Source organism: Microcoleus sp. AS-A8, from assembly GCA_039962225.1.
Classification (GTDB): Bacteria; Cyanobacteriota; Cyanobacteriia; order Cyanobacteriales; family Coleofasciculaceae; genus Allocoleopsis.
The window spans coordinates 25,715-48,027 of record JAMPKV010000011.1; the positions used below are offsets into that span (position 1 = coordinate 25,715).

Sequence of the window (22,313 nt, forward strand, 5' to 3'; positions counted from 1 at the left end):
TGGGGCATCGAGTGACTTGATCGCCTAACCGCCGTTTAATAAAATTTAACCTGCAAAGGGTTGACAAAAAGTAGTAGGCAGAAGCTCGGCTGCACTCTTTTTGCGTGTGTGTAAGGTTTTCACGAAATTAGTACAGAGTAAGTGGCTAGCCCTTGGTGATGAGCCACAGAGAGTTAATTGTGAAGTGCCCTGATCAACCTAAAAGAAGTAAAGCACAAGCTTTATAAAGCTGTAAAAGTTTTGTAAATCAACCGATGGCAATGGTTAAACCGAGATTCTTGTGGGTACTCTAGATATATAACCTAGGATAGATGTCTGTATGCACTCGTTGGGTAAGCAGCTGGAAAATTGCTATGAATTGGCCTGCGATCCCGCTACCAGGGGTAATTCTTGCCAGTCCGATACCGCATATCCGCGTCCACAGTTGCGGCGTGACCACTGGATTTGTCTCAATGGTTCGTGGAAGTTTCTATTTGACGACGCTGGGCAATTTGTTCAACCCAGTGATATCTCTGAGTGGACTCATAGCATTGAAGTTCCCTTTGCTCCAGAATCCGCTAAAAGTGGAATCGGCGACACGGGTTTTCACCCCAACTGCTGGTATCAGCGCGAATTTGACTTACCCAAGGGTGAGGAGCGGGTGCTACTCCATTTCGGGGCTGTAGACTATCGTGCTCGTGTTTGGGTCAACGGTCAATTTATGGCTGACCATGAAGGCGGACACACCCCGTTCAGCATCGACATCACACCTGTGTTGAATGAAAACGGAGTACAGAGGGTAACCGTCTGGGCGCAAGATGACCCCTTCGATCTGGCTAAACCACGTGGTAAGCAGGATTGGCAGCTAGAGCCACATAGTATATGGTATCCACGCACTAGCGGCATTTGGCAAACGGTTTGGGCTGAGGTTGTCCCTACCACCTATATTGATCGCATCCGTTGGACGCCGCACTTCGAGCGGTGGGAGATTGGCTTTGAAGCCTTTGTCGCGGGTAAGCAGTACGATGGTCTACAAGTGAAGGTCAAACTGACAGCCCATTGTCATTTGCTGGTGAACGATACCTACGAGGTAATCAACGGGGAAATTCACCGACGCATTGCCCTGTCTGACCCGGGTATCGACGACTACCGCAACGAATTGCTCTGGAGTCCTGAGAAGCCAACCCTAATCGATGCGGAAATTCAACTGTGGTACGAGGGCAAACTGCTGGATGAAGTGAAGTCCTATACAGCAATGCGGACAGTGGCGATTCAGCGCGATCGCTTCATGCTCAATGGGCGTCCCTACTATTTACGCTTAGTTCTAGACCAAGGCTACTGGCCCGACACCCTGATGACGGCACCCTCTGATGAGGCGTTGCGGCGCGATGTCGAGTTAGTCAAGAGCATGGGCTTCAACGGCGTCCGCAAGCACCAAAAAATTGAAGACCCTCGGTTCTTGTATTGGGCAGATGTGCTGGGCTTGATGGTTTGGGAAGAGATGCCAAGTGCCTATCGCTTCACGCCCAAAGCTGTGGAACGAATTACAAAAGAGTGGACTGAGGTGATCAATCGGGATGCCAGCCACCCCTGTATCGTGGTGTGGGTGCCGTTCAATGAATCCTGGGGCGTTCCTGATTTAACAGCGACAGACGCTCATCAGCACTGCGTCCAAGCGCTTTATCATTTGACCAAAACTTTAGACCCGACTCGTCCAGTCATCGGCAATGACGGCTGGGAGAGCGCAGCCACTGACATTTTGGCTATCCATGACTACGATAATAAGCCAACTCGGCTGTTCAAGCGTTATGGGCCAGAAGTCAAGTTATCAGATTTGTTTGATCGCCAACGTCCGGGAGGGCGTGTTCTCACCCTTGATGGTCATCCTCATAACGGGCAGCCGATCATGCTCACGGAGTTTGGTGGCATTGCTTATGCCGCTCCTGAAGAGCCTGATGCTCATAAGATCTGGGGATATGTGCGGTCGTCGAATGTCTCCGAGTTGGAAATTCGGTATACAGCGCTACTCAGCGTGGTTAACAAAGTCGAACTGTTCAGCGGATTTTGTTACACCCAGTTAACCGATACTTACCAGGAAGCCAATGGTCTATTGTATGCAGACCGCACGCCGAAGTTTCCGCTGGAAGCGATCGCCTATGCCACTCTAGGCAGGGGCGAGGAGGAAGAGGAAGACGCTATGCTCTCTAGCAGCAAAGCGAAATGGTCCCCAGAGGAAAATGTATTCCCAGCGGTTAAACCCGGATGGGCGTCCAATGACTCTATACAGCAGATACCCCATTGCGGAAGGCATCCAGCCTCCTAGTCCTGGTCATGAGCCAATTCAGGCCAATCCACACCTGCGCTGGCATCCCTTGCCAGGTGAATGGATGGCTTACGCCAGTCATCATCAGGGGCGGACGTTTAGGCCGTCCCCTGAATACAACCCACTGGTAGCTGGAATGTTTGCTCATGATGCCCTGCCACAAGCAAAAGCTAAGGAGTTGCGGGCGGTATCGTTAATTCTTGAAGGGGGGGATCGAAAATGTAGCAGCCAAATCAAGAAATGCTATGAATCCATTAAATGAAGAAGTCTCCCGCAAACTGGAGTTAATCCGGAATGCCCTAACTGAAACTGGAGCCACAGGTGTTCGCCTGAAGGGAACAGACTGGTTTGCTTGGGCAACGGCTGGCGCTTCCAATACCGTGTTGCTCACGGCTGAAACCGGAGTGGCAGAAGTGTTGGTAACGCTTCGAGATGCCTGGGTATTGACGGATGAAATTGAAGCCCAGCGTTTAGAAGATGAGGAACTTTCGGCGGACTTTAAGCTGCACGTTAGCCCTTGGGCTGAGGCTGCGGCGCGTGAGTCTTTTATGCGAGAGGTGACGAATGAAGGGAAAGTGATCAGCGATCGCCCCATCCCTCATATCGAGAAGCGATTACCCGCGTCTCTACAACAGCATAAACGGGTAATGATGTCAAGTGAGCTAGATCGATATCGCGAAGTCGGACGTAAGGCGAGTGAAGCGATGACGGAGGTACTCTCAAAAGCTCAACCGACCTGGACAGAATATCAGCTTGCGGGTGCAGGTGCCGAGGCATTGTGGGCAAGAGGGTTGCATCCGGCGGTGACTTTGGTGGCTGGCGAGAGGCGTTTGCCGCTTTACCGTCATGCTACCGCGACTGGGGAAGCGATCGGACGCGTCGCGATGATGGTATTTTGCGCTAGGGGATATGGTTTGTTTGCAAATCTTACCCGTTTTGTGAGTTTTGGTGCCCTTGGGGATGAACACACCCAATTGCACAGCCACGTCCGAGAAATTGAATCCCAAGTGCTGAATTTGTGCAAACCTGGAACATCTCTGGACGCAGTTTATCACGCCCTAAATCAGGCTTATGAACAGCACGGATTTCCCCATGCAATCCAGGAACATCACCAGGGAGGCACAACAGGATATTTAGCACGAGAAATTGTGGCAACTCCTACTACGACTGACAGTTTAGTCGAGGGCATTCCTATGGCTTGGAATCCAAGTTTACCGGGAGCAAAGGTTGAAGATACTTTTGTGATTCTCCAGGATGGAAAGTTGGAAAATCTCACTTTCGATCCCAATTGGCCAAGTGTTGAGATAGAAGGACGGTTGCGTCCTGTGCCTTTGGAGGTTGGATAATAATTGTTACCCTGACGAAGAGAATTCGCATTTAGACAGGGCAAAGGCGGTGCAGGAGATTCATCAACTGTTCTCCATCTTCCAGGTAAGTCAGGTACTCACTTTCGCCCACCTTAACATCCTTACCTTCCATATCCTCGCCGTACCGCTCAGCCATAACGACAATCGGCGTGCGGCTAGGGAGTTCAGCACCTTGACGGATGTGCCGCCCCATGTTCAAGACATCGTCTATCGGCAGATCGACCTGGTTGATCAAAATCAAGTTAGGGCGATCGCCCATACCACGCGCTAGGGCGATCGCGTCTTCTTCTTCTAGCGCCACAACTACGCAGTAGCCTCGGCGGTGAAGGTTATACTTCAGCATCGGGCGCGTGTCGTCATCCAGTTCGATCATCAGGATTGTCGGCGGCGCATCTGTTTTCTGGCTCATGAGTTCCCCGTTTGCTTGTCTATAGAACTGTTACTCGCAGACTGAGGTGAAGAGAGATATTACAGCCTGACGAGACTTAGCCTGTCGCACTCAGATGGGGAGCCTCGGCTTGGTGCTTCACTTTCTGCCGCACTAGTGAAGGTGAGAACGCTCCCGTCAGCCATCTCTGTCCTTTGCTCCGAGCAAGCGATCATATTCCTCTCTAATAACCCTGAAACACTCGCAGGAAAAAGATTCCAGCCCCTGTTGATCGATGATCTGGACGTGGCCTCGGTGGTACCGGATCAGATTCTTCTCCTGAAGCTTTTGGGCGGCTTGGGTGACACCAGCGCGGCGCACGCCCAGCATGTGACCGAGGAACTCCTGGGTAAGCTTAAGGTCATCTGAGTTAATGCGGTCTTGGGATTCGAGCAGCCAGCGTGCCAAGCGTTGGTCTAAAACGTGGAGGCTGTTGCAGCCTGTGGTCTGCGAGATTTGGGCGATCAGGGCTTGTGTGTAGCGCAGCAGCACGTCACGCAGATCCTTATTGCGATCGAACTCCTCCAGCAACGGCTGTGCCTCTACCTGGATTGCGCTGCCTGCTATTTGTATGATGTATTCCGTCTGTGTAGTCTCCCTTCCGCCCATGAAGGCATTGACGCCGACCACTTCACGGTTGCCGACCATACCCGCCTCAGCCGTGGAGCCGTCATTCATGGTGACTGTGATCGAGATCAGGCAATCGATGGGGAAATAGAGATTCTTGATCGTCTCGCCCGGATGGTGGAGTATGGTGCCCTGTTTCAGCGAGACTCGCTTCAGGTTGGGGGCAAGCTTTTTGTATAGCTCACGGGGCAGGGCGGCAAGCAGGCGGTTTTCAGTAACCATGTGGAAAAGTGTTAGAAGTCGTATACCCGTAATTAGACCTCTTACCAGCGATTTTTGCTACGCAAAAATCGCTGGACCAAACCTCATTGCAGCCCTTGTGCAAAAAGTCTATTTTTGCCATGTATCACTAGGTCTCAACTCCAAGCCCATGCGCTCCAACTCCTGGACAGCCTGACGCATCTCATCGATCACAAGTTGCTGCTCATAGGTGGACTGACGGACGTCTTCAGCGGCTTGTCGTAGCATCTCGGCTACCACCCGCGCTTCTTCAGTTGCCTGCCGCAATTTCTCAGCAGCTTGCCGCGCTTGCTCTGCGGCTTGCCGCGATTTCTCAGCAGCTTGCCGCGCTTGCTCTGCGGCTTGGTACGAATTGTCAGTAGAGATACGCAACTGCTCGGACACGCGACGCTGCTCCTCGGATTCTTGACGCTCAGCCTCAGCGCTGACTCGAAGTTCTTCGTTAATTAGCCTTTGCTCCTCAGCGGCGGCCCAACTGACTACTAATTCAAGCTGTTGCTGAGTTACTAGATGGCGTTGCCTCTGTGCTTGCTTCCGCTGTTTCTCGGCAGCTTGGCGCTGTTTCTTAGGTTTGCCATCATCGATGGAATACGGGTAAGTGTTCAATCGCTGGTTGATCACAGTTTCTCCATAAGTACGCTTGTCTCATCCCATAACTCATTGCTCTCCTATCCCTTCAAAATCAGGTGATGCTGGGAGTCTAAGCTCAGCTTCTTTTGCAGTTGCAGTTGAGTCAGCAACCGAGTAATGCTGACTCGGGTTGTACAGCAGGCAGTGGCAAGCTCTTCATGCGTTAGACGAACACTCAGCCGAGTACCATTCGCTACAGGTTGCCCAATTTCCTGTTTCAACAACTCTAATAAACTGTACAGGCGGTCTGGAACTCGTGTTTGTCCGTAAACCGCTAGCAGCGATTCCGTTTGTTTGAGTCGTTTGCTAATTTGGGGTAAAAGGCGCTGCTTGAGTTCAGGAGAGTTCGCAAACTCGCTCAAGGGAATGCACCATAGCTGAGTATCGGCGAGGGCTGTTGCCTCATAGAGTGGCAGGGCAGTCAGCGTCGAACTAAAGGGGGCTGAGGGACCGGCTAACCCAATTAACACCTCTTGACCGCTAGGAGAAAATGTTGTGAGCTTCACCAGTCCCGAACGAACCTGCCAAATTACCTGAGGGTTTAAAGGCACGATTTCCCCCTTGTGATAGAGGTGCACAGGGTAACCCTCAGTGGCCTTGCTCTCTGCCTGTTCTGGTGCTTCGACCGCATGGCAATCGCTGGGGTGGCGCAACAGCCAACGCAGGGTCAGCGGTTGGTTGGCTTCCGCAGAGTTGACCTCTACAAGTAGAGTGACATTAAACACCGTACCTTCATAGGGCTGCAAGCGAACCTGCCACTTGTGTTTCCACTGTCTTTGCTGGAGTTGCTGCAACTGGGTCTGAAACTGTTGGCGAATTTCATGAGTGACGAAAGACGTTAGTGACCGACCAATCAGCAACGATTGCGAGAGGTTAAGCAACTTGGCAGCCGCCGAATTAGCTTCCTGAATCGTGCCTGCTGCATCTGTGAGCAGGCAAGCATCGGGGATAAACTCCAACAACGCTTGGTAGCGCTGCTGCAAGGCTTCCATAGTCTGGTCAGCCAATAATAACCGTTGATTCTGCTGCTGTAGCATCTCGGCAGCTACCTCAAGTCGCTCAGATGCAATACCGAGTTCTTTCAGGGCTGATGGCAGTAAAGTCGGTGGCAGTGAAGAGGATGTGTTAATTCCTTGATACAGCTTGGCTAAGCGATTAGACATCGCTTCGACCTGTTGAGTAAAGACAGTGGCATTCATGTTGTAGGTACTTATTAAACGTGTTGAGTTAGGCAAGTAACTGTTGTGATTAACTTGTTGATATCAAACGGTTTAGGTAAGTGCTCCTCAAAGCCGACCGATAGACCGTGGGCGCGATCGCCTTTTCTGGCGTATGTTGTCAGAGGAATTGCTGGAATCTGGACTTGCTTTTGCATCTTAAGGGTTTTCACTTTGTGCATCAGCGAGTAGCCATCTTCCTTGGGCAACCGAATTTCACTGATTAAAAGGTCTAGTTTAAGTTGTTTCAGGATTTTTATAGCTTCATCTGTCGATGTTGCTGCGATCATCTCGACGCCATACTCTTCCAACAACAGGGTCAGCAGATATCGAGAATCAGGGTCACTCTCAACAACGAGGACTTGCAGCTCATCGAGCGATAAAGATTGATAACACACCATCCTTGAGATACTTTGTCCATATGCAAAGAGCACTGCCAAATTAAGCAGACTGCATTTGCCTACGGTTTTGTGTATAGACAAATGCCAGCAATTGTTAATTGCATGATTAGGCTCTTTAGTCAATAGACTGGAAGTTCTGAAGATAGAGCTAGTTAAAGAACAGCAACCAGTAACAGGCAAGGGTTGAGAGCCTAATTGCCAACTTTCATTCAGGTTAATTCCAACCCGCATCGAGATTCAGTACGGTTTGGTACTGAAGCAACCTATTCATGCTAACGGCAAAATACAGCCCCGCAACCGCTGAATACGCAATCCGTTTCGATAACTCTCTTATTCCCTAAATGAGGAGTGGGAGAGTGGGAGAGGGGGGGAGTGGGGGAGTGGGGGAGTGGGGGAGAGTGGGGAAGATATTGTTTAGACGTTTAAAAAAGGGGTCTATAAGTCGGATTTGGTATTACCCAGGAATTTCTCGGCTATCTTCTGGCTTCGAGGGCCATCGGACAGTCAGAACAGTAGAATCTTCTTCAGCAGACCAATAATGAGGCACCCCCGGCAGCCAGAGAACATAATCGCCTTCACGAGACATTAGGAACTCTTGCTCCGGGAATTGAAGGCGAAATCGTCCCTTAATGAGGATGGAAAGTGTGGTTGCTTCAATGTTCGTGGCCCACTGGGTTCTGCCGTCTCCAGCTTGATGGACACCCCATTTCACTTCTAGAAGGGGGGTGGAACGAGGGTCATCGCTTGGAGTAATAAAGTGACCGAGGAACCAACCCCATCGATTCGCACCTTCAACACTGGCGTTTCCAGAAACAACTTTAGGCGGCATTAGCTAATTTGTTCCTAAGGGAGAGCAACTCATACCAAATCTGCATTAATAACCCCTTTTTGCCCTATGTCTTTTGTTCTTTTTACCTGGTGCCCTCTGCCTTCTGCCTAGTGCCTGTTGTTCCCTCATCTGGAAGTTCCGGGATTTCCCGTGAAAAGGAAGATCCATGCCGCTGCTGATGCCACTGCCATGCATGAGTTACGATATCCTTGATCTTGGGGTATTGAGGATGCCAACCCAAAACTTTTCTGGCTTTGTCGCTACTGCCCACTAAGACAGGTGGGTCGCCCGGTCGGCGATCGCATTCTACGATGTTGATGGCTTTTCCCGTGACTTCCTGGGTCGTTTCTATCACTTCTCGCACAGAAAAGCCACTACCATTTCCTAGATTAAATACCTCACTATCTCCCTGTTTAACTAAGTACTCTAGACCTAAAACATGGGCTTGAGCCAAGTCGGTGACGTGAATATAATCCCGGATACAAGTGCCGTCTCTGGTAGCATAATCGGTACCAAAAATAGATACGGATTCCCGTTTACCCAAAGCCGCTAAAAGTACCAGTGGAATCAGGTGAGTTTCAGGCGTGTGGTCTTCACCCAGCAAGCCAGTTGGGTCCGCCCCTGCGGCGTTAAAGTAGCGGAAACACACAGACTTTAAACCGTAGGCTTGATCAAAATCAGACAACATTCGCTCCACCATCCACTTGGTAGTTGCATAGGGGCTGATGGGGTCTTGAGGGTGGTCTTCTACCAGGGGAATCGTCTTTGGTACCCCATAAAGAGCGCAAGTAGAAGAAAATACAAACTTATTAATAGAAGCGGCCACCATTGCTTCTAAAAGCGTCAGGGTACCTGCGACATTGTTGCGGTAATATTTGGCGGGATCGGTGACAGATTCACCGACGGCAATAAAAGCCGCAAAATGCATCACCGCCGTAATATTGTGTGTTGTAAATAGTTGGTCGAGAAGGGCGCGATCGCTAATATCACCCACAATCAACTTAACCTTCAACACCTGTTCCACAAGTTCTCGATGGCCGTAGGACAGATTATCCAGAACGATTACCTCGTAACCTGCCTGAATCAGAGCTAATACAGCGTGGGAGCCAATGTATCCGGCCCCCCCTGTTACTAAAATGGTAGATTTTCCCTGAGACACGTTTACTTCTTCCTCCTCGAACATCTAAACTTTTTGGCGCTCATCGAAATATCGGGCCATGGCATGATCCAGGCTGGGGAGTAGTACACCACGCTCGCTACCGAGAACGCTGTACGTTGGACGGGGAGCGGTAAGACCAAGTTCTCGTGTAGGACGAGCTTCAACACCAGATGCATCAACACCAGCCATAGAAGCAGCCAGCCGCGCCAACTGGGCCCACGCGATCGCGCTATTATTAGCCAAGTGCCACAAGCCGCACTCGCCGTCAATTAACAGATCTAGACTAGCATTCACCAAATCCGGCACATAGGTAGGCGAAATCACAGAATCGTCTGCGGCTATAAACCGATGCCCAGCCGCCAACTGGCGTAGTGCAATGGTAACAAAATTGTACTCATCCCACGGCCCGAAGAATGCACTCGTGCGGATTACTAGCGATGATGGATAAGCCTTTAAAACCCTCGCCTCCGCCAGAGCTTTGCTGCGACCATACACATTAAGAGGTGCAACTGCGTTGCTTTCTACATAAGGGTTGGCACCAGTCCCATCAAATACAAGGTCTGATGAGAAGGTGAGCAGCGCCACTCCCCGATGAGCACAACTTTGCGCGAGGATAGCAGGCCCCTCAGCGTTTACACGCAGGCAGATGTCAGGTTCGCGCTCCGCATCATCCACACGAACGTACCCTGCCGCGTTCACAATCGCCCATGGATTTAATTGAGTAAGAGCCGTATCAACGGAAGCGGGGTTAGTAATATCCATTTCTGAGCGAGTCAGCAGGTGGTATGGGATACCTCGGACGTCACACACACGGGCAAAGGCTTTGCCCAGAGTCCCTCTCGCTCCAATGATTACCAGGGGACGTACTGATTTGGGAGTGTGGATGGTGGATGGTGGATGAGCTAGAGATTGAGAATCATCTTGCCTAGTCCCTAGTCGCCAGTCCTCAGTCTCGAAACCTAAATCCTTTGGGCGACAACTGACTGATGGGTAGAGCAGTCGCTCAGGTCGGTGCCACCAGCCTGGTGTCTCAAGTAACGGGTGATCGGACTCGTACCTAGTGGCTAAATCCCTTACCATCCGGGCAATTGCTGTGGGTCGGGGTCGTGGGCCACGCAGGTCGAACACCCCTGGCTCGTAGTAACCCTCAGCGCGAGTTACCAGACTATTCCAGTTGTAGGCACCGAGGAGAGACCAAGCCGTCACCGCCCGCACATCCACGCCCTCGTGCCGCAACCAAACCGCCCCATCCCAAACTTCCTTCAACCAGCGCAGTTGCTCTTCACGGGTGCAGCCGAGGTGTACCTCAGTTATAGCCAACGGCAGCCCGTAGCGCTCCCATGTTTCTTTCAGGAGTACACGGGTTCCGGCTGTCCCCTCAGCACAGACACGTACTGCTTCTACGTCTGCGTATTTGTGTATACCATTGCCGCCATGAGAGCAAGCTGGATAGTTCTCTGTGTGTTCATCTAGGAAGCGTTCACTCGTGAGGTAGTGGTTAATTCCAAGCACGTCTGGTGGGCAAGGATTGTCCAAAAACCACTGTAGTTCGGCTTCATCCACACCCAAGTCGCACAGGTGATTCCATATTATGCTAGAGCGATGCAGGCGACCGCACAGCAAATCGAAGCTCAACCAGCGGCGCTCATTCTCAAACTCTGCCTGATATGCGAGAAGCGGTGTGCTATGGGTTTTACCCAAGTCCTCCGTCTGCACCAGTTGCGCGGCAGGGTTTACCTCACGAATTGCCCGCATCGCAACCACAGTGGCGCGGCACTCCGTAAGCAAGGCACGAGCGAAGGTTAACCCATCCCGTCCGTGAGGATACCAATGACCGTACAGTCCGCTGAAACGTGCCGTCGTCAGTGGCTCGTTGACAGGTGTGTAATTTTCTACCCACGGATAACGCTCTGCAACCGCACGGGCGAACTCAGCAAGTTTCTCAGGAAAGGCTGGATCGATGAGGCTGGTATGGCGAGGGCCGCTGCCGTGGTGAACTAGACCCACGATGGGACGAATACCGAGTTCACGCAAACGCCCAAGCCGCTCATCTGCCCATGACCAGTCAGCACTCATCTTACCGTTGGGTGCAGTCCGCTCCCACAGTACGGGGTAGCGAATGCTACGCACACCCAATTCTGCAAATAAGTCGAGGTCATCTATGCGGGAGGCATGACCGTTTAGCTCCAGCTGGTCGAAATATTGGTCGCCGACGCGATTAACGGTGCATTCGACTCCAGCCCACACCTCTAGGGGTGAGATAGTAATTGGCTCTCTCTTCATTAGATTAGTGTCCTGCTACAGGGCTGCCATAATAGTGAATGGGTATAGATGCACCCTGTGATAATTCAAGGCTCAAGCAAATTCTTTGATCAAAAGGAAAACCCAGGCTCCGATGAAGAGTAACGACACGAGAATAGGAGGCAACCCCCTAACCAACGTATAAAAAACGTGTCTTTCATCGCAGGAAAATGCTCAATTGTGTCGTCTTTGAAATAGCTCTCGAATGACTCACACAATTCAGCTATAGAGTATATGGCGTTAATAACGCTGGCATAAATAATAAGGCTTAATATCAGCGCCAGGGCAGGAAGAAGCCAAATAAGACAACATGGCAAATCGCCATACCTTGGGCTTTTTGGTTCTGGCGGTGAGTTCAGCATGAGCGCATCAGCACTAACCAGAAAAGGCTGTGAGAAGATAAGCCAAATTACTCTTTGATTGAGCAAGTTTTCTTCGTCATCAATTCGTTTGCGGATAATGCGGTAAAGTTCAGCGGCAGATGTTGGCTTTGGCAGGATGGTAGCTTCAGGCATAGAAACTTTTCGGAAAAAAGCTCTAGATAGAGGTGAGATATTACTGAATGAGGAAACCGGACTTGTAGGAGGAGAAGCAATACTTCTGGGTTAGTAATGTTCAATTTTGAGAGCGTCCCCAACCTCCTGGTATGAGTTCCGGTTTACAAAGAGGGGCTTTGTTTCCTCGTTTTTCAGAGAGTTTTCCTGGGGCTGAAATAACTTGGAACGGGAGCCTTTGTTCCCCCTGTTAGAGCCTCCCCTGCCCCCCTGTTTAAAGGGGGAAGCACAGGATAGGATACTTCGTTGTTATTTGACGGGGACTAGGGGGGCTCGAACCTTCGTGTGTGAGCTTTTATCGCTTCCTACGAACGTCCTCCCACAGCTTCCGCTCGCTGTTTGGTGCTAATTTGTTTGTAAACAGTGAGTGCTTGAGCCACGCATTGATCCATGTTGTAGTACTTGTAGGTCGCCAATCGGCCCACGAAATGTACTCCCGGCGTTGCATCGGCTAGCGCCTTGTATTTCTTGTAAATCTCGGCGTTCTCTGGACGTGGCACGGGATAGTAAGGGTCGCCCTCGGCACGCGGGAACTCGTAAACGATGCTAGTTTTGGCGTGTTCCTGTCCCGTCAGGTATTTGAACTCCGTGATGCGGGTGTAGAGCTGCTCGTTGGGGTAGTTCACGACTGGTGCTGACTGAAACACCGGCTTGTTGTGGGTCTCGTGCTTGAACTCCAGCGAGCGATACGGCAGCTTCCCGTAGCGAAGCTCGAAGAATTCATCGACGGGGCCGCTGTAGACCATCTCGCGGCAGGGAATTGCCTTCTGGATTTCACGGTAATCTGTGTTGAGCATCACCTTGATGTTCGGGTGGTTCAACATGTTCTCGAACATCCGCGTGAAGCCATGCAGTGGCATTGCCTGGTATGTATCGGTGAAATAGCGATCGTCGCGGTTGGTGCGGGTGGGGATGCGGGCGATGACGGATTTATCGAGTTCAGATGGGTCGAGTCCCCATTGCTTGCGGGTGTAGTTACGGAAGAATTTCTCGTAGAGTTCCCGCCCTACCTTGCTCACAACAACATCTTCTGAAGTGCGGATGTGCTCCTTGGGTTCAGCCAGCGACGCCAAGAACTCTTCAACCTGGAACGAGGTGAGTTTCAGTCCGTAGAGTTTGTTGATGGTGTCGAGGTTAATGGGAATGGGAAGGAGTTGCCCGTCTACACTGGCAAGGACGCGGTGTTCGTAGGAGCGCCACTCGGTAAAGCGGGAGAGGTACTCAAAGACGTCCCGTGAGTTGGTATGGAAGATGTGGGGGCCGTATTTGTGGACGAGGACGCCTGAATTGTCGTAATGATCGTAAGCGTTGCCGCCGATGTGGTTACGCTTATCCACAACCAGAACTTTCTTACCCAATTGAGTGGCAATGCGTTCAGCGATGACGCTGCCAGAGAAGCCTGCCCCAACAACTAGGTAATCGAAAACGAAGTCTCTCGTAACGATACTAGGGGGTTCGTTGAGGTCTATCACTTCCCGGATTTTTCCGTTTGTGGAAGACGACTGACTAGCGATGAGCCTTTCATGCCGCGTTCCTAACGCCGACTCAATCAGTTGCATCATCGAACTCCAAGTGCGATCCCAAGAAATCTGCTCTAGGAAAGTATCAACGCGAGCGAGCCATCCTGATGCTTGAGTATCGTCACGCATCGCCGTTTCAGCGGCAGCGACAAACTCTGCAACCGTGTCTGCAATCCGCACCAAGTGTTCCTGCCCGTAGGGACGAACCACATCCCGAATCGAGGTAGAGACAACTGGCTTGCCTGCGGCAAGGTACTCTGGCGTTTTGGTGGGGCTAATAAAGCGGGTTGACTCGTTGCGTGCAAACGGCAGCATCGCCAAGTCCCAGCCAGCCAGATAGGAAGGCAGCTCTTTATAGTCTTTACCACCCAAATAATGGATGTTCTCGCGGCGCGGTAGGCTGGCTGGGTCGATTTTGACAACTGGCCCAATCATCACCAGATGCCAGTCGGGTCGAGTGTCGGCAATTCCTTCCAGCAGTGCGATATCCATCCGTTCGTCTATCACCCCATAAAATCCAAGGCGCGGATGGGGAATGTTTGCTTGGTCTGCGGGGTCTTCTTGATTGGTTCTCGCCTGTGCAAAGTGTCCCACCTCTACACTACTGGGAAATGCATAGACGTTCTCGTGCTGGTTGCGCTTGGCTTCGTAAAGGCTCTGTCCCCCTGTGAATACGATATCTGCACGACGGAATAGTTCAGCCTCGCACTCTTTTAAAATAGGGGACGCTCCCTTAAAAGCAGATAGCTCATCCATGCAATCGTACACAACTGCCATCGGTTCTAAGTGGCGGGTAAAAGCCAGAGCCATTGGTGTGTAGTACCAAAAGATGTACTTGTGGATTTTATGTTCTGTAAAAAAATTATCCAGCAGTACCTGCTGAGCCACACTTACCTTCTGCTCACTCAGACCTTCTTGTAGATGGGGAACCACTACCCAGACTCCACTCTCGTGTCTGGTCACATCCAACCAGCCAACCCCCTCTATCCCTCCAGAATTTTGCGGCGCTACGGGGGAGTCAGGGCTAAAAATTGGCTCTTCGATAAAAAATACCCGCTGTCCTTGGGCAAAGCGGGTTAAAAGATGTTGGGGTCTTTGGAATACGAAATTCCAACGCAAATGGGACAAGCAAACTAGGTCGGGTACTCCTGTAGAGCCATCGCCACCTAGAAAGTCTTTGTTAGATAAGTGTAGAAATGAGGATTCTTGCGTTTCTGCATTAGATGTACGTCTAGATGATCTAGCGCTTGACAAGATACTACCCTTCAAACTACTGGACTTGTTTTGCAGTGATCGTTTTTGTTCACCCATATTTTCGGAGGCAATATTACTGAGATTGTTGTTCTTCGTTTTGTTTTTATTTTGGGACATATACTGCCTCATCCTTGATTGTTTTAAAATTGATTGCTTAAGAGTAATTGTGCGCTGCCAAAGGCAGATAATACCTAGGGAAAAGTCTTCATTTAATCCTTATGAGTGACGAATAGTTTCAACGCAAAAACAAGAATAATTATTGATTTCAGTACGTTAGGTCAAGAAGAGACACCGTCACGACCTAAATAATTGTTCTTGCTTTTACCTCATGAAAACTTCCATAGCTATTTGCCTTTATTCAAATCAGCGCCGTCGCTTACCAAACAATAGCGGGTACTCTTTAACCTTCCGTCTATCCCAGGAATAAAAATGTTTATGTCTTAAGACTCAGGTTATGTTAAGTGGGAGTGTGTTTATAAATACAGTCACGCTTAACACCCAAATTCCAATGAATAATTTCATTTTCATTGAATCTAACAACAGCTTCTAGGGCGCAGTGGGTGAATTATTAATGAATGTCAGCAAACCGCTTCTTTGTAGTGATGATTACAGAAGAACTTAATGGAAACTCCATCCTTGAGTTAGACGGTGGAGAAAACTCGATGAGTTACTTTGCTTACTAAGGACAATCATGAAGCTTTAGTATATCCATAGTAAAGTTTCTAAAGTGCCAGGAAAACAGCAATTCTTTTATCTCGATTCACTCCTGTTTGTTTGACAAGTTCATCGCGGTTGTTGTCTTCTGTCTAGAAAATTTCTAGGTTCCACTTTAAGTATCTAACAAAATCTCGAAAATAGCAGAAATCAAGAAGTAATAATTATGTGTGAAATTTTAGATGTAGGTATGTATGACTACGAGTATTTACAGCTCCTTGCTCAAGGTAGAAACCCAGTTCAAGAAAAAATTTGCGAGCGGAACCTCATCCGTGCTGGAGTTTCCCCAGAGGATGCTCATCAGGTAGCACCGTTATTTAAAAAGCCGAAGTGTTCGCCTGAAGAAGAAATTCTAGTTAGAAGGATTTGGATGCAGGTACTGGGTTAATCAGCTACTTCAATTTAACGAAAAAGTGAGTAAATGAGTTGTTTATTGAGAGTTAATATAGATAAATTGGCTGAAGCGGTCGCCACAGTTCCTCAGATGGAGCTGACCCATCAACAAATCAGCAATTTGACGGTTCAATATCATTCAGGGAAGATGAAAAGGAAAATGAACAGGTAACGATCAACTTCTTTTCCTTATGGTCAACAACGCTGATTTTCATAGCTTTACCCAATGGTCAGCTATTCTGACCGTAGTCTGCGGTGCCCTGGCGACACTGGCTTTTATTTTCAAATGGGGCATCCGGTTTCGCCTCGTGGGAGTTACCAGCTTTATGGGAGTTCTCACAGGGAGTTTCTTTGCCTTGGGACTGGTACCTTTTACCCACACTGCGATTCCAGGTGCTGTCCCTTTTAAAAGGGTGTATGACAATGGCGGGAATCTAACGGTGATTACTGTCCCTTCGCAAATCACCGAAACTGAATTGGAAGCGACTCTCCGCCAAGCCGCAAGTGACTTATTTTCTTACGGACGCTTGGGTGGCGGGGCAGATAACCAGTTAACGGTTCGGGCGCGTACTATTATTCATCCAAAACCCGGTGTTTCTAAGCCACTATTTTTGGGGCAGGTGAAGCGATCGCTGGCTACCCGCGATGATGAACAAATGGCGATTGATATCGACCCCGAAAGCTTTGCCCAACTGCCAAAACCCAGCGCCTAAGGGATTTCCAGATAGGACATGTCCTGGTATGGGCGGGTTCACACCAGCCCTCAGCAAGTGTCAGTCCAAATCTGCCAAGTTGAGCAATTGACTGTTTTGATAGTATTATGGTCAACTCGTCAAGATCTCAATTACGATCTCCCACCAACGGGATGATAGGCCGATCTACTCAACTGACTTTTCTGCTACAGGCATGAACCAAGCCCCTACTTCATTACTGTCCTTATCGGTTGCACCCGCTCAAGTGTTGCGGGGTAACCAAGCACTGGAACAATCTGGAGATGCGATCGCACGTCTGGGGAAGCGTCCCTTAGTCGTGGGAGGCGATCGCACCCTAGCTTCTCTCACCTCAAAACTAAAACCTGTCCTAGAACAACAGCAACTCAGCTATTCCTCAGCCTCCTACAGTCCTGATTGCTCTGAAGCTTCTTTATCCGCACTCAAAGAAGCTGCCGCCTCCCATCAAGCGGATTTGATTATTGGGATTGGTGGCGGAAAAGCCTTAGACACCGCCAAACTCTTAGCCTATCAGTGCCAGTTACCTATTGTGACAATTCCGACATCGGGTGCCACCTGTGCGGCTTGGACGGCTTTATCCAATATCTATTCCGACGAAGGCGCATTCCTCTATGATGTGCCTCTTAACCACTGCCCAGACTTATTAATCCTCGATTACAACCTGATTCAGACGGCACCACAACGCACCTTAGTTGCCGGGATTGGTGATGCCTTAGCCAAGTGGTATGAAGCGTCTGTCAGTAGCGCTAGTTCACCCGTTACCCTAATTATTGCCGCTGTCCAACAGGCCAGAGTTTTGCGTGATATCCTGTTTCAAAAATCAGCAGATGCCCTGAAAGAACCAGGCAGTGAAGCTTGGCGAGAAGTGGTGGATGCTACGGTTTTACTCGCAGGTGTGATTGGCGGTTTGGGGGGTGCCCAGTGTCGGACTGTTGCCGCCCATGCTGTTCACAATGGCTTGACACATCTTCCCTCTGCCCACGATGCCTTACATGGTGAGAAAGTTGCCTATGGAATTCTCGTGCAGTTGCGTTTAGAAGAAATGCTTCAGGGTAACCAATTAGCCGCATCTGCACGGCAACAACTGCTGAAATTTTACGCCGAAATTGGTTTACCTCAAACGCTGGAAGATTTGGGGTTAGGAAACATCACCTTGGCAGAGTTACGGAAAGCGGCTGAAATTGCCTGTAATCCTAATTCCGACATTCATCGCCTACCCTTTGAGGTAGTGCCGGATCAGCTCATGGCGGCGATGGTTTCTACAACAACGCCAGTGGATAAAAGTCGCAGCCCGTTGGGTATGACGGTAGCTGTCACTGACTCTCAGTAAGCCTCCGCACCCGCCAAGAAATCAATTTCTTGGCTCACAGCTCAAGTCCATTAAAGGGGAAGTTAGGAGCATTGATCAGGCATGATGAAAATTATCACCGTGCCAGGTTAATTGAGGAACGATACCTTTATAATTTTTAAGTTTAGGAAAAGCCTGGTTTTCTGATGAAGTTAGATTGGATTACCCCAGCCCAGCGTGTGAGTGCCCTGCCTGCCTACGTGTTTGCTCGTTTAGACGAGCTGAAAGCGCGTGCCCGTGAGCAGGGACTTGATTTAATAGACTTAGGGATGGGTAATCCCGATGGCCCAGCACCTCAGCCGGTGATTGAAGCGGCGATCGCAGCCCTGCAAAATCCCGCCAATCACGGCTATCCTCCCTTTGAAGGCACTGCCAGTTTTCGCCGTGCGATCGCCAATTGGTACCGTCGTCGCTATGATGTTGAACTCGATCCCGATAGCGAAGCCTTACCCCTGTTGGGTTCCAAAGAAGGTCTGACTCACCTTGCCCTAGCTTACGTCAATCCAGGTGACTTGGTTTTAGTCCCCAGTCCCGCTTATCCGGCTCACTTCCGGGGGCCGTTGATTGCTGGCGGTACTCTGCACAGCTTGATTCTAAAACCAGAAAACGACTGGATTATCGATTTAGGAGCCATTCCCGACGAAGTTGCCCAACGCGCCAAAATTCTCTATTTCAACTATCCCAGTAATCCCACTGCCGCCACCGCGCCGCGTGAATTTTTTAAAGATATTGTGGCTTTTGCCCGTAAGCACGAAATCTTACTGGTTCATGATTTGTGCTACGCCGAACTCGCCTTTGATGGCTATCAGCCCACTAGCTTGCTCGAAATTCCCGGTGCCAAGGAAATTGGCGTCGAGTTTCATACGTTATCAAAAACCTACAATATGGCGGGTTGGCGCGTTGGTTTTGTGGTCGGAAATCGCCATGTTATTCAAGGCTTGCGAACCTTAAAAACCAATTTGGACTATGGTATTTTTGCGGCGTTGCAAACGGCTGCCGAAACCGCCTTACAGCTACCGGATGTTTATGTCAGTGAAGTCCAAGCGCGTTACCGTCGCCGCCGCGATTTTCTGATTGAAGGGTTAGGCGAGTTGGGGTGGACGATTCCCAAAACGAAAGCAACGATGTATCTGTGGGTGCCTTGTACCCCAGGGATGAGTTCAACCGACTTTGCCCTCAACGTGTTGCAGCAAACGGGTGTTGTTGTCACGCCGGGGAATGCCTTTGGAGTAGCGGGTGAGGGGTACGTGCGGATTAGTTTGATTGCCGAGTGCGATCGCTTAGCCGAAGTTCTGCGCCGATTTAAGCAATCTGGAATCTACTATCAGCCGGAAGCACTCCTGAAGGCTGAAGGATAAACTCCTTGCATAAGTAGCAGAGATATAGAAGCCATGCTCAACGCTAGTTGAGGCGAACAGGCTTGGAGAATTGAACGAGCGCTCGCTCTCCAATCAATCAAACTAAAATCTACAGTAACTCCCTACAAGATTAGGGAATTCTTCAGTATGCTCAACCCAATATCCTTCACTGACGCTTTCGCTAATCTTGCCCAACTCTGTGACGAAGTAGTTGCCGATTAGCTTAATACTCAAGCGATCGCTCCCAAAATCCAGAACGAGCGATCGCCACCCATCCCCCCTCAAATAACGCTACGGATTACTCTCCGGTAACTCAAGAGTACTCTGCACCGGTTCAGCCGTCGTATCAATCGTCTTCACCGTATCATCCGCTTGAATACCGTCTTGCTCTTTGGCTTTCACCTCTTCCAGTTTGTCTTTAGCAATATTGGTTACCTTCTCAGCTTTGTCTTTAACTTGTTCTTGAAGGTTTTGAACACCGCGCTTGAGTGCCTGCCAATCCTCATGAGTTTTCTTATAGTCTTCCATGAGAAAATCTGCCGTCTGAGAAATTCTTTGATTGAATCCCTCAGCATATTGTTGAGGATCTTGAGCGATCGCATCGGGAACAATCACCCGTTTACTACCAACACTCGCGATTGCTGTAGCAGGGAGCAAGTAAATCCCATCGAGAACCCCACGCCAGCCGTTAGATGTAAATAGATAGCTGGCGACAGTACCGGTTTGAGGCAAAAATAGATAGTCAACGATCTTGCCTGCTTTGTTGCCCGCATCCGTCCATAGCTCATGACCGATTAAAGCAACCGCACCCTCCGGCTTCTCTGGAGCGATCGCCTCTGAATCAACATTCACTAAAATGCTATCGTTGCCAATCGCCTCGATTTGCGTCCAAGGAAACGAGCGTTTTTTATTGCCGAGGAATCCTGATTTGCACGTCAAACCCACAACATGATGCGATTGAGGATTTAACCACAGTTGCTCAACACGCCCAACTTCTTCCGCTGTGCGGCGATCTAGAACCAGTCGATTGAGTACCTCACTCTGCTTAACGCTCTGTGGTTGTGTGTTCATAGATAAACTCCTTAGCCATGCATCTAGTATGCAATCTGCATTGGCTTTCCAGTCGGAACAGGAAGGCGCTGTGATTTTTCTTCGCGATTGCCCTCAAATTTCCTCATTTTCAGGATGAGAGAACTGGAAGAACGAGAACGCTAGAGAATTCAAAGCCTCTCAAGAGCATCACAGAGGTTGAGAGAGAGCCTGTAAAAACTAAGCTAGGGGTTAAGGAAGTGGGGGTTGATGTGTAGCGAAACACAAGCGAAATGGCCTCAGTTTAAAAGAACACGCCAAAAATGATTCAGGAAGTCATCCTCCTACCCTTTATATCATTAATGGGTAGGAGAGTTCCCACAAAATTACCACCTATGTAAATCAAATGACTGTACTAGGGGAAGTTTTGCTGACAATCGTCTTTTAACTTTTGTCTCAAATATTTTTATCGAGTAGAGTCTCAAACTCCGCCTTTAATGAGCCGATATCAGCAACTCTTGCCACTAACAAATTATCACGACCTGCATCACATAACCGTGTTTTCCAATACCGAATCGGTTCCGAGTGGTTGACCCAGAATTGAATCACTGTGTCCACGACCTCATCCATGTTCCAACCTTGTTTGGGGGGTACAGTCTCGATCGATTCCAGGAAAGCGTCAAGCTTACATTCATAGCTTCCCAAGTATTCAATTCCTGCGGTTAGAGGTTTTTGGACAAAATTTTGTTGATGATTGAAAAAATCGAGGACAGGAGAAATTCCTAAGATTTCAAATGTATATTTCACTACTATACCCCTCTTTTTTGGTAAGCTCTACAAAAGATTGAACCTATTATGCTCAGTGGATGTTTCCTTAACATCTAACTCAAGTTCAGGTCTTTTGTAAACCATTAGGAGGAATTTTTTTGTTAGCACTCTGAACGCTAAAGTGCTAACTATAAATTAGCAATCTAAGGATTCAAGTGCTAATTAAGAACGATTCTTTTTGACCCCCATTAGTCCTCCCTGAGCCAGCAGAAAAACTAATTTTTTCTTTCATTTATACCTACCAAACAATAGAGGCACGATCTGATCGTGCCTGACAAATTCCGTATTGAATCTCAAGAAAAACTGCTCTTAGCCAAATACAGACAAGGGTGATTTTAATCCCTAAGGTGAGTTTTCCCAATCTGGCGTAAGACGACGGTAGTTATATTGAGCTGCACCCGGATGACAGATCACACAGCTTGCAGGCTTCACCGTTTGAGAGAACTTCACTCGTGGATGCAGCGCTTTGAAATAAGGAGATTCTGAAATCCGATAGGGAAGCGGTTTTTTGGCCTCCTCTGGACGCGAATACGCCCGTATGTAGTCCCACATCGTGATTAGCACGGGACCGATCAACGGCTTTAATTGCTGACCAAAATGCTGCTCTGGCTCTAAAAGCAGACGACGCCAAGTTTCTGAAGGCAAAACTTCGGGAGGGAGAGGAACGTGGCAACTGGCACAGTTTTCTAAGTAAAGTTCTTTCCCAAGCTGATAGCGAGGCGTAACGGGGTCTACGGTACCCGTCTCTTCAGCTGTCCCCTGAGCGATGAGATTGGGTTGGGCAGGGATTCCCAGCGAGATCTCCGCTTGTTGCGGTGCGATTTGTGCGATCACCGCTTGAGGGCTGCCAAATGCGATCGCCATTCCCCACCCCAAGGAGATACTCCACACGAGCAGCAAAAACAACAACACGATAGGGGAACGCCCTCGCTGATACCCTTTGGGTTGAGACTTGACGGATTTAATTTTCTCAAACCTCCTACTAGCAAGGCTGGGAAAATCCCAAATCCAAAATCTAAAATCCAAAATGGTATTACGTCCTCGAATTCTAGACCTCACACGCTTGGGCATAATCAAAGAAACA

19 protein-coding genes and 1 pseudogene are annotated in these 22,313 nt (G+C 49.4%); 7 read left to right on the plus strand and 13 right to left on the minus strand.

Features of this window, described 5'->3' with window-relative positions:
- Positions 1 to 319: 319 nt before the first annotated feature.
- From NDI48_18440 to NDI48_18450, 3 genes and pseudogenes are all read left to right on the plus strand, one after another.
- Entirely contained in the window at positions 320 to 2,302 is a 1,983-nt protein-coding gene (locus NDI48_18440; protein ID MEP0833153.1) for a glycoside hydrolase family 2, read from the plus strand.
- Positions 2,217 to 2,429: pseudogene (locus NDI48_18445) on the plus strand (galactose-1-phosphate uridylyltransferase). Before NDI48_18440 ends, NDI48_18445 begins: the two are co-directional and overlap by 86 nt.
- A 118-nt stretch (positions 2,430 to 2,547) precedes the next feature.
- Complete coding sequence (locus tag NDI48_18450; protein ID MEP0833154.1) at positions 2,548 to 3,648, plus strand: M24 family metallopeptidase; 1,101 nt, start codon at positions 2,548 to 2,550, stop codon at positions 3,646 to 3,648.
- A 31-nt stretch (positions 3,649 to 3,679) separates the two neighbouring features.
- On the opposite strand, the gene NDI48_18455 is transcribed toward NDI48_18450, so the two are convergent.
- The 10 genes from NDI48_18455 to glf all read right to left on the minus strand — a co-directional run bounded on the left by NDI48_18455 (position 3,680) and on the right by glf (position 14,945).
- A complete protein-coding gene (locus NDI48_18455) occupies positions 3,680 to 4,078 on the minus strand; it encodes a hypothetical protein (GenBank protein MEP0833155.1) in 399 nt (132 codons plus the stop codon).
- A 156-nt stretch (positions 4,079 to 4,234) separates the two neighbouring features.
- Complete coding sequence (locus tag NDI48_18460) at positions 4,235 to 4,945, minus strand: Crp/Fnr family transcriptional regulator (protein ID MEP0833156.1); 711 nt, start codon at positions 4,943 to 4,945, stop codon at positions 4,235 to 4,237.
- Positions 4,946 to 5,053: 108 nt separating this feature from the next.
- On the minus strand, positions 5,054 to 5,584 hold the full coding sequence (locus NDI48_18465; protein MEP0833157.1) for a hypothetical protein: 531 nt from the start codon (positions 5,582 to 5,584) through the stop codon (positions 5,054 to 5,056).
- Between the two features lie 47 nt (positions 5,585 to 5,631).
- The gene (locus NDI48_18470; GenBank protein ID MEP0833158.1) at positions 5,632 to 6,792 is read right to left on the minus strand and encodes a PAS domain-containing protein; all 1,161 of its coding nucleotides are present in this window, start codon (positions 6,790 to 6,792) and stop codon (positions 5,632 to 5,634) included.
- A 14-nt stretch (positions 6,793 to 6,806) separates the two neighbouring features.
- Positions 6,807 to 7,211 carry a response regulator gene (locus tag NDI48_18475; GenBank protein MEP0833159.1) on the minus strand — a complete coding sequence of 135 codons (405 nt, stop codon included), beginning with the start codon at positions 7,209 to 7,211 and terminating at the stop codon, positions 6,807 to 6,809.
- 454 nt (positions 7,212 to 7,665) lie between these two features.
- Positions 7,666 to 8,040 (minus strand): signal peptidase I, encoded by a 375-nt coding sequence (locus NDI48_18480; GenBank protein MEP0833160.1) that lies wholly within the window; start codon positions 8,038 to 8,040, stop codon positions 7,666 to 7,668.
- 82 nt (positions 8,041 to 8,122) lie between these two features.
- Entirely contained in the window at positions 8,123 to 9,199 is a 1,077-nt protein-coding gene (gene galE, locus NDI48_18485) for a UDP-glucose 4-epimerase GalE (GenBank protein MEP0833161.1), read from the minus strand.
- Between the two features lie 24 nt (positions 9,200 to 9,223).
- Positions 9,224 to 11,482 carry a sugar nucleotide-binding protein gene (locus tag NDI48_18490; protein MEP0833162.1) on the minus strand — a complete coding sequence of 753 codons (2,259 nt, stop codon included), beginning with the start codon at positions 11,480 to 11,482 and terminating at the stop codon, positions 9,224 to 9,226.
- Between the two features lie 89 nt (positions 11,483 to 11,571).
- A complete protein-coding gene (locus NDI48_18495; GenBank protein ID MEP0833163.1) occupies positions 11,572 to 12,015 on the minus strand; it encodes a hypothetical protein in 444 nt (147 codons plus the stop codon).
- A gap of 344 nt (positions 12,016 to 12,359) precedes the next feature.
- On the minus strand, positions 12,360 to 14,945 hold the full coding sequence (glf, locus tag NDI48_18500) for a UDP-galactopyranose mutase (protein ID MEP0833164.1): 2,586 nt from the start codon (positions 14,943 to 14,945) through the stop codon (positions 12,360 to 12,362).
- A gap of 763 nt (positions 14,946 to 15,708) precedes the next feature.
- On the opposite strand from glf, the gene NDI48_18505 reads away from it, so the two are divergent.
- The 4 genes from NDI48_18505 to NDI48_18520 all read left to right on the plus strand — a co-directional run bounded on the left by NDI48_18505 (position 15,709) and on the right by NDI48_18520 (position 19,372).
- The gene (locus tag NDI48_18505) at positions 15,709 to 15,930 is read left to right on the plus strand and encodes a hypothetical protein (protein ID MEP0833165.1); all 222 of its coding nucleotides are present in this window, start codon (positions 15,709 to 15,711) and stop codon (positions 15,928 to 15,930) included.
- A gap of 196 nt (positions 15,931 to 16,126) precedes the next feature.
- Positions 16,127 to 16,648: a Ycf51 family protein gene (locus NDI48_18510; protein MEP0833166.1), complete on the plus strand. Its 522-nt coding sequence runs from the start codon at positions 16,127 to 16,129 to the stop codon at positions 16,646 to 16,648.
- Between the two features lie 193 nt (positions 16,649 to 16,841).
- Complete coding sequence (locus NDI48_18515; protein ID MEP0833167.1) at positions 16,842 to 17,996, plus strand: iron-containing alcohol dehydrogenase family protein; 1,155 nt, start codon at positions 16,842 to 16,844, stop codon at positions 17,994 to 17,996.
- Positions 17,997 to 18,160: 164 nt separating this feature from the next.
- Complete coding sequence (locus tag NDI48_18520; protein MEP0833168.1) at positions 18,161 to 19,372, plus strand: aspartate aminotransferase; 1,212 nt, start codon at positions 18,161 to 18,163, stop codon at positions 19,370 to 19,372.
- A gap of 291 nt (positions 19,373 to 19,663) precedes the next feature.
- Here the strand turns inward: NDI48_18520 and NDI48_18525 are convergent, their stop codons facing one another.
- From NDI48_18525 to NDI48_18535, 3 genes are all read right to left on the minus strand, one after another.
- Entirely contained in the window at positions 19,664 to 20,443 is a 780-nt protein-coding gene (locus tag NDI48_18525; protein ID MEP0833169.1) for a PRC-barrel domain-containing protein, read from the minus strand.
- A 414-nt stretch (positions 20,444 to 20,857) separates the two neighbouring features.
- The gene (locus NDI48_18530; protein ID MEP0833170.1) at positions 20,858 to 21,208 is read right to left on the minus strand and encodes a hypothetical protein; all 351 of its coding nucleotides are present in this window, start codon (positions 21,206 to 21,208) and stop codon (positions 20,858 to 20,860) included.
- Positions 21,209 to 21,571: 363 nt separating this feature from the next.
- Positions 21,572 to 22,255 carry a cytochrome C gene (locus tag NDI48_18535; GenBank protein MEP0833171.1) on the minus strand — a complete coding sequence of 228 codons (684 nt, stop codon included), beginning with the start codon at positions 22,253 to 22,255 and terminating at the stop codon, positions 21,572 to 21,574.
- Between the last annotated feature and the right edge of the window lie 58 nt (positions 22,256 to 22,313).

Excerpts from the sequence above, each read along its gene's own strand:
- NDI48_18470 (MEP0833158.1), bottom strand. The coding sequence starts at position 6,792 with ATGAATGCCACTGTCTTTACTCAACAGGTCGAAGCGATGTCTAATCGC.
- NDI48_18495 (MEP0833163.1), bottom strand. The coding sequence starts at position 12,015 with ATGCCTGAAGCTACCATCCTGCCAAAGCCAACATCTGCCGCTGAACTT.
- NDI48_18515 (MEP0833167.1), top strand. The coding sequence starts at position 16,842 with ATGAACCAAGCCCCTACTTCATTACTGTCCTTATCGGTTGCACCCGCT.
- glf (MEP0833164.1), bottom strand. The coding sequence starts at position 14,945 with ATGTCCCAAAATAAAAACAAAACGAAGAACAACAATCTCAGTAATATT.
- NDI48_18505 (MEP0833165.1), top strand. The coding sequence starts at position 15,709 with ATGTGTGAAATTTTAGATGTAGGTATGTATGACTACGAGTATTTACAG.
- NDI48_18440 (MEP0833153.1), top strand. The coding sequence starts at position 320 with ATGCACTCGTTGGGTAAGCAGCTGGAAAATTGCTATGAATTGGCCTGC.
- NDI48_18490 (MEP0833162.1), bottom strand. The coding sequence starts at position 11,482 with ATGAAGAGAGAGCCAATTACTATCTCACCCCTAGAGGTGTGGGCTGGA.
- NDI48_18520 (MEP0833168.1), top strand. The coding sequence starts at position 18,161 with ATGAAGTTAGATTGGATTACCCCAGCCCAGCGTGTGAGTGCCCTGCCT.
- NDI48_18480 (MEP0833160.1), bottom strand. The coding sequence starts at position 8,040 with ATGCCGCCTAAAGTTGTTTCTGGAAACGCCAGTGTTGAAGGTGCGAAT.
- NDI48_18525 (MEP0833169.1), bottom strand. The coding sequence starts at position 20,443 with ATGAACACACAACCACAGAGCGTTAAGCAGAGTGAGGTACTCAATCGA.
- NDI48_18510 (MEP0833166.1), top strand. The coding sequence starts at position 16,127 with ATGGTCAACAACGCTGATTTTCATAGCTTTACCCAATGGTCAGCTATT.
- NDI48_18455 (MEP0833155.1), bottom strand. The coding sequence starts at position 4,078 with ATGAGCCAGAAAACAGATGCGCCGCCGACAATCCTGATGATCGAACTG.
- NDI48_18475 (MEP0833159.1), bottom strand. The coding sequence starts at position 7,211 with ATGGTGTGTTATCAATCTTTATCGCTCGATGAGCTGCAAGTCCTCGTT.
- NDI48_18450 (MEP0833154.1), top strand. The coding sequence starts at position 2,548 with ATGAATCCATTAAATGAAGAAGTCTCCCGCAAACTGGAGTTAATCCGG.
- NDI48_18460 (MEP0833156.1), bottom strand. The coding sequence starts at position 4,945 with ATGGTTACTGAAAACCGCCTGCTTGCCGCCCTGCCCCGTGAGCTATAC.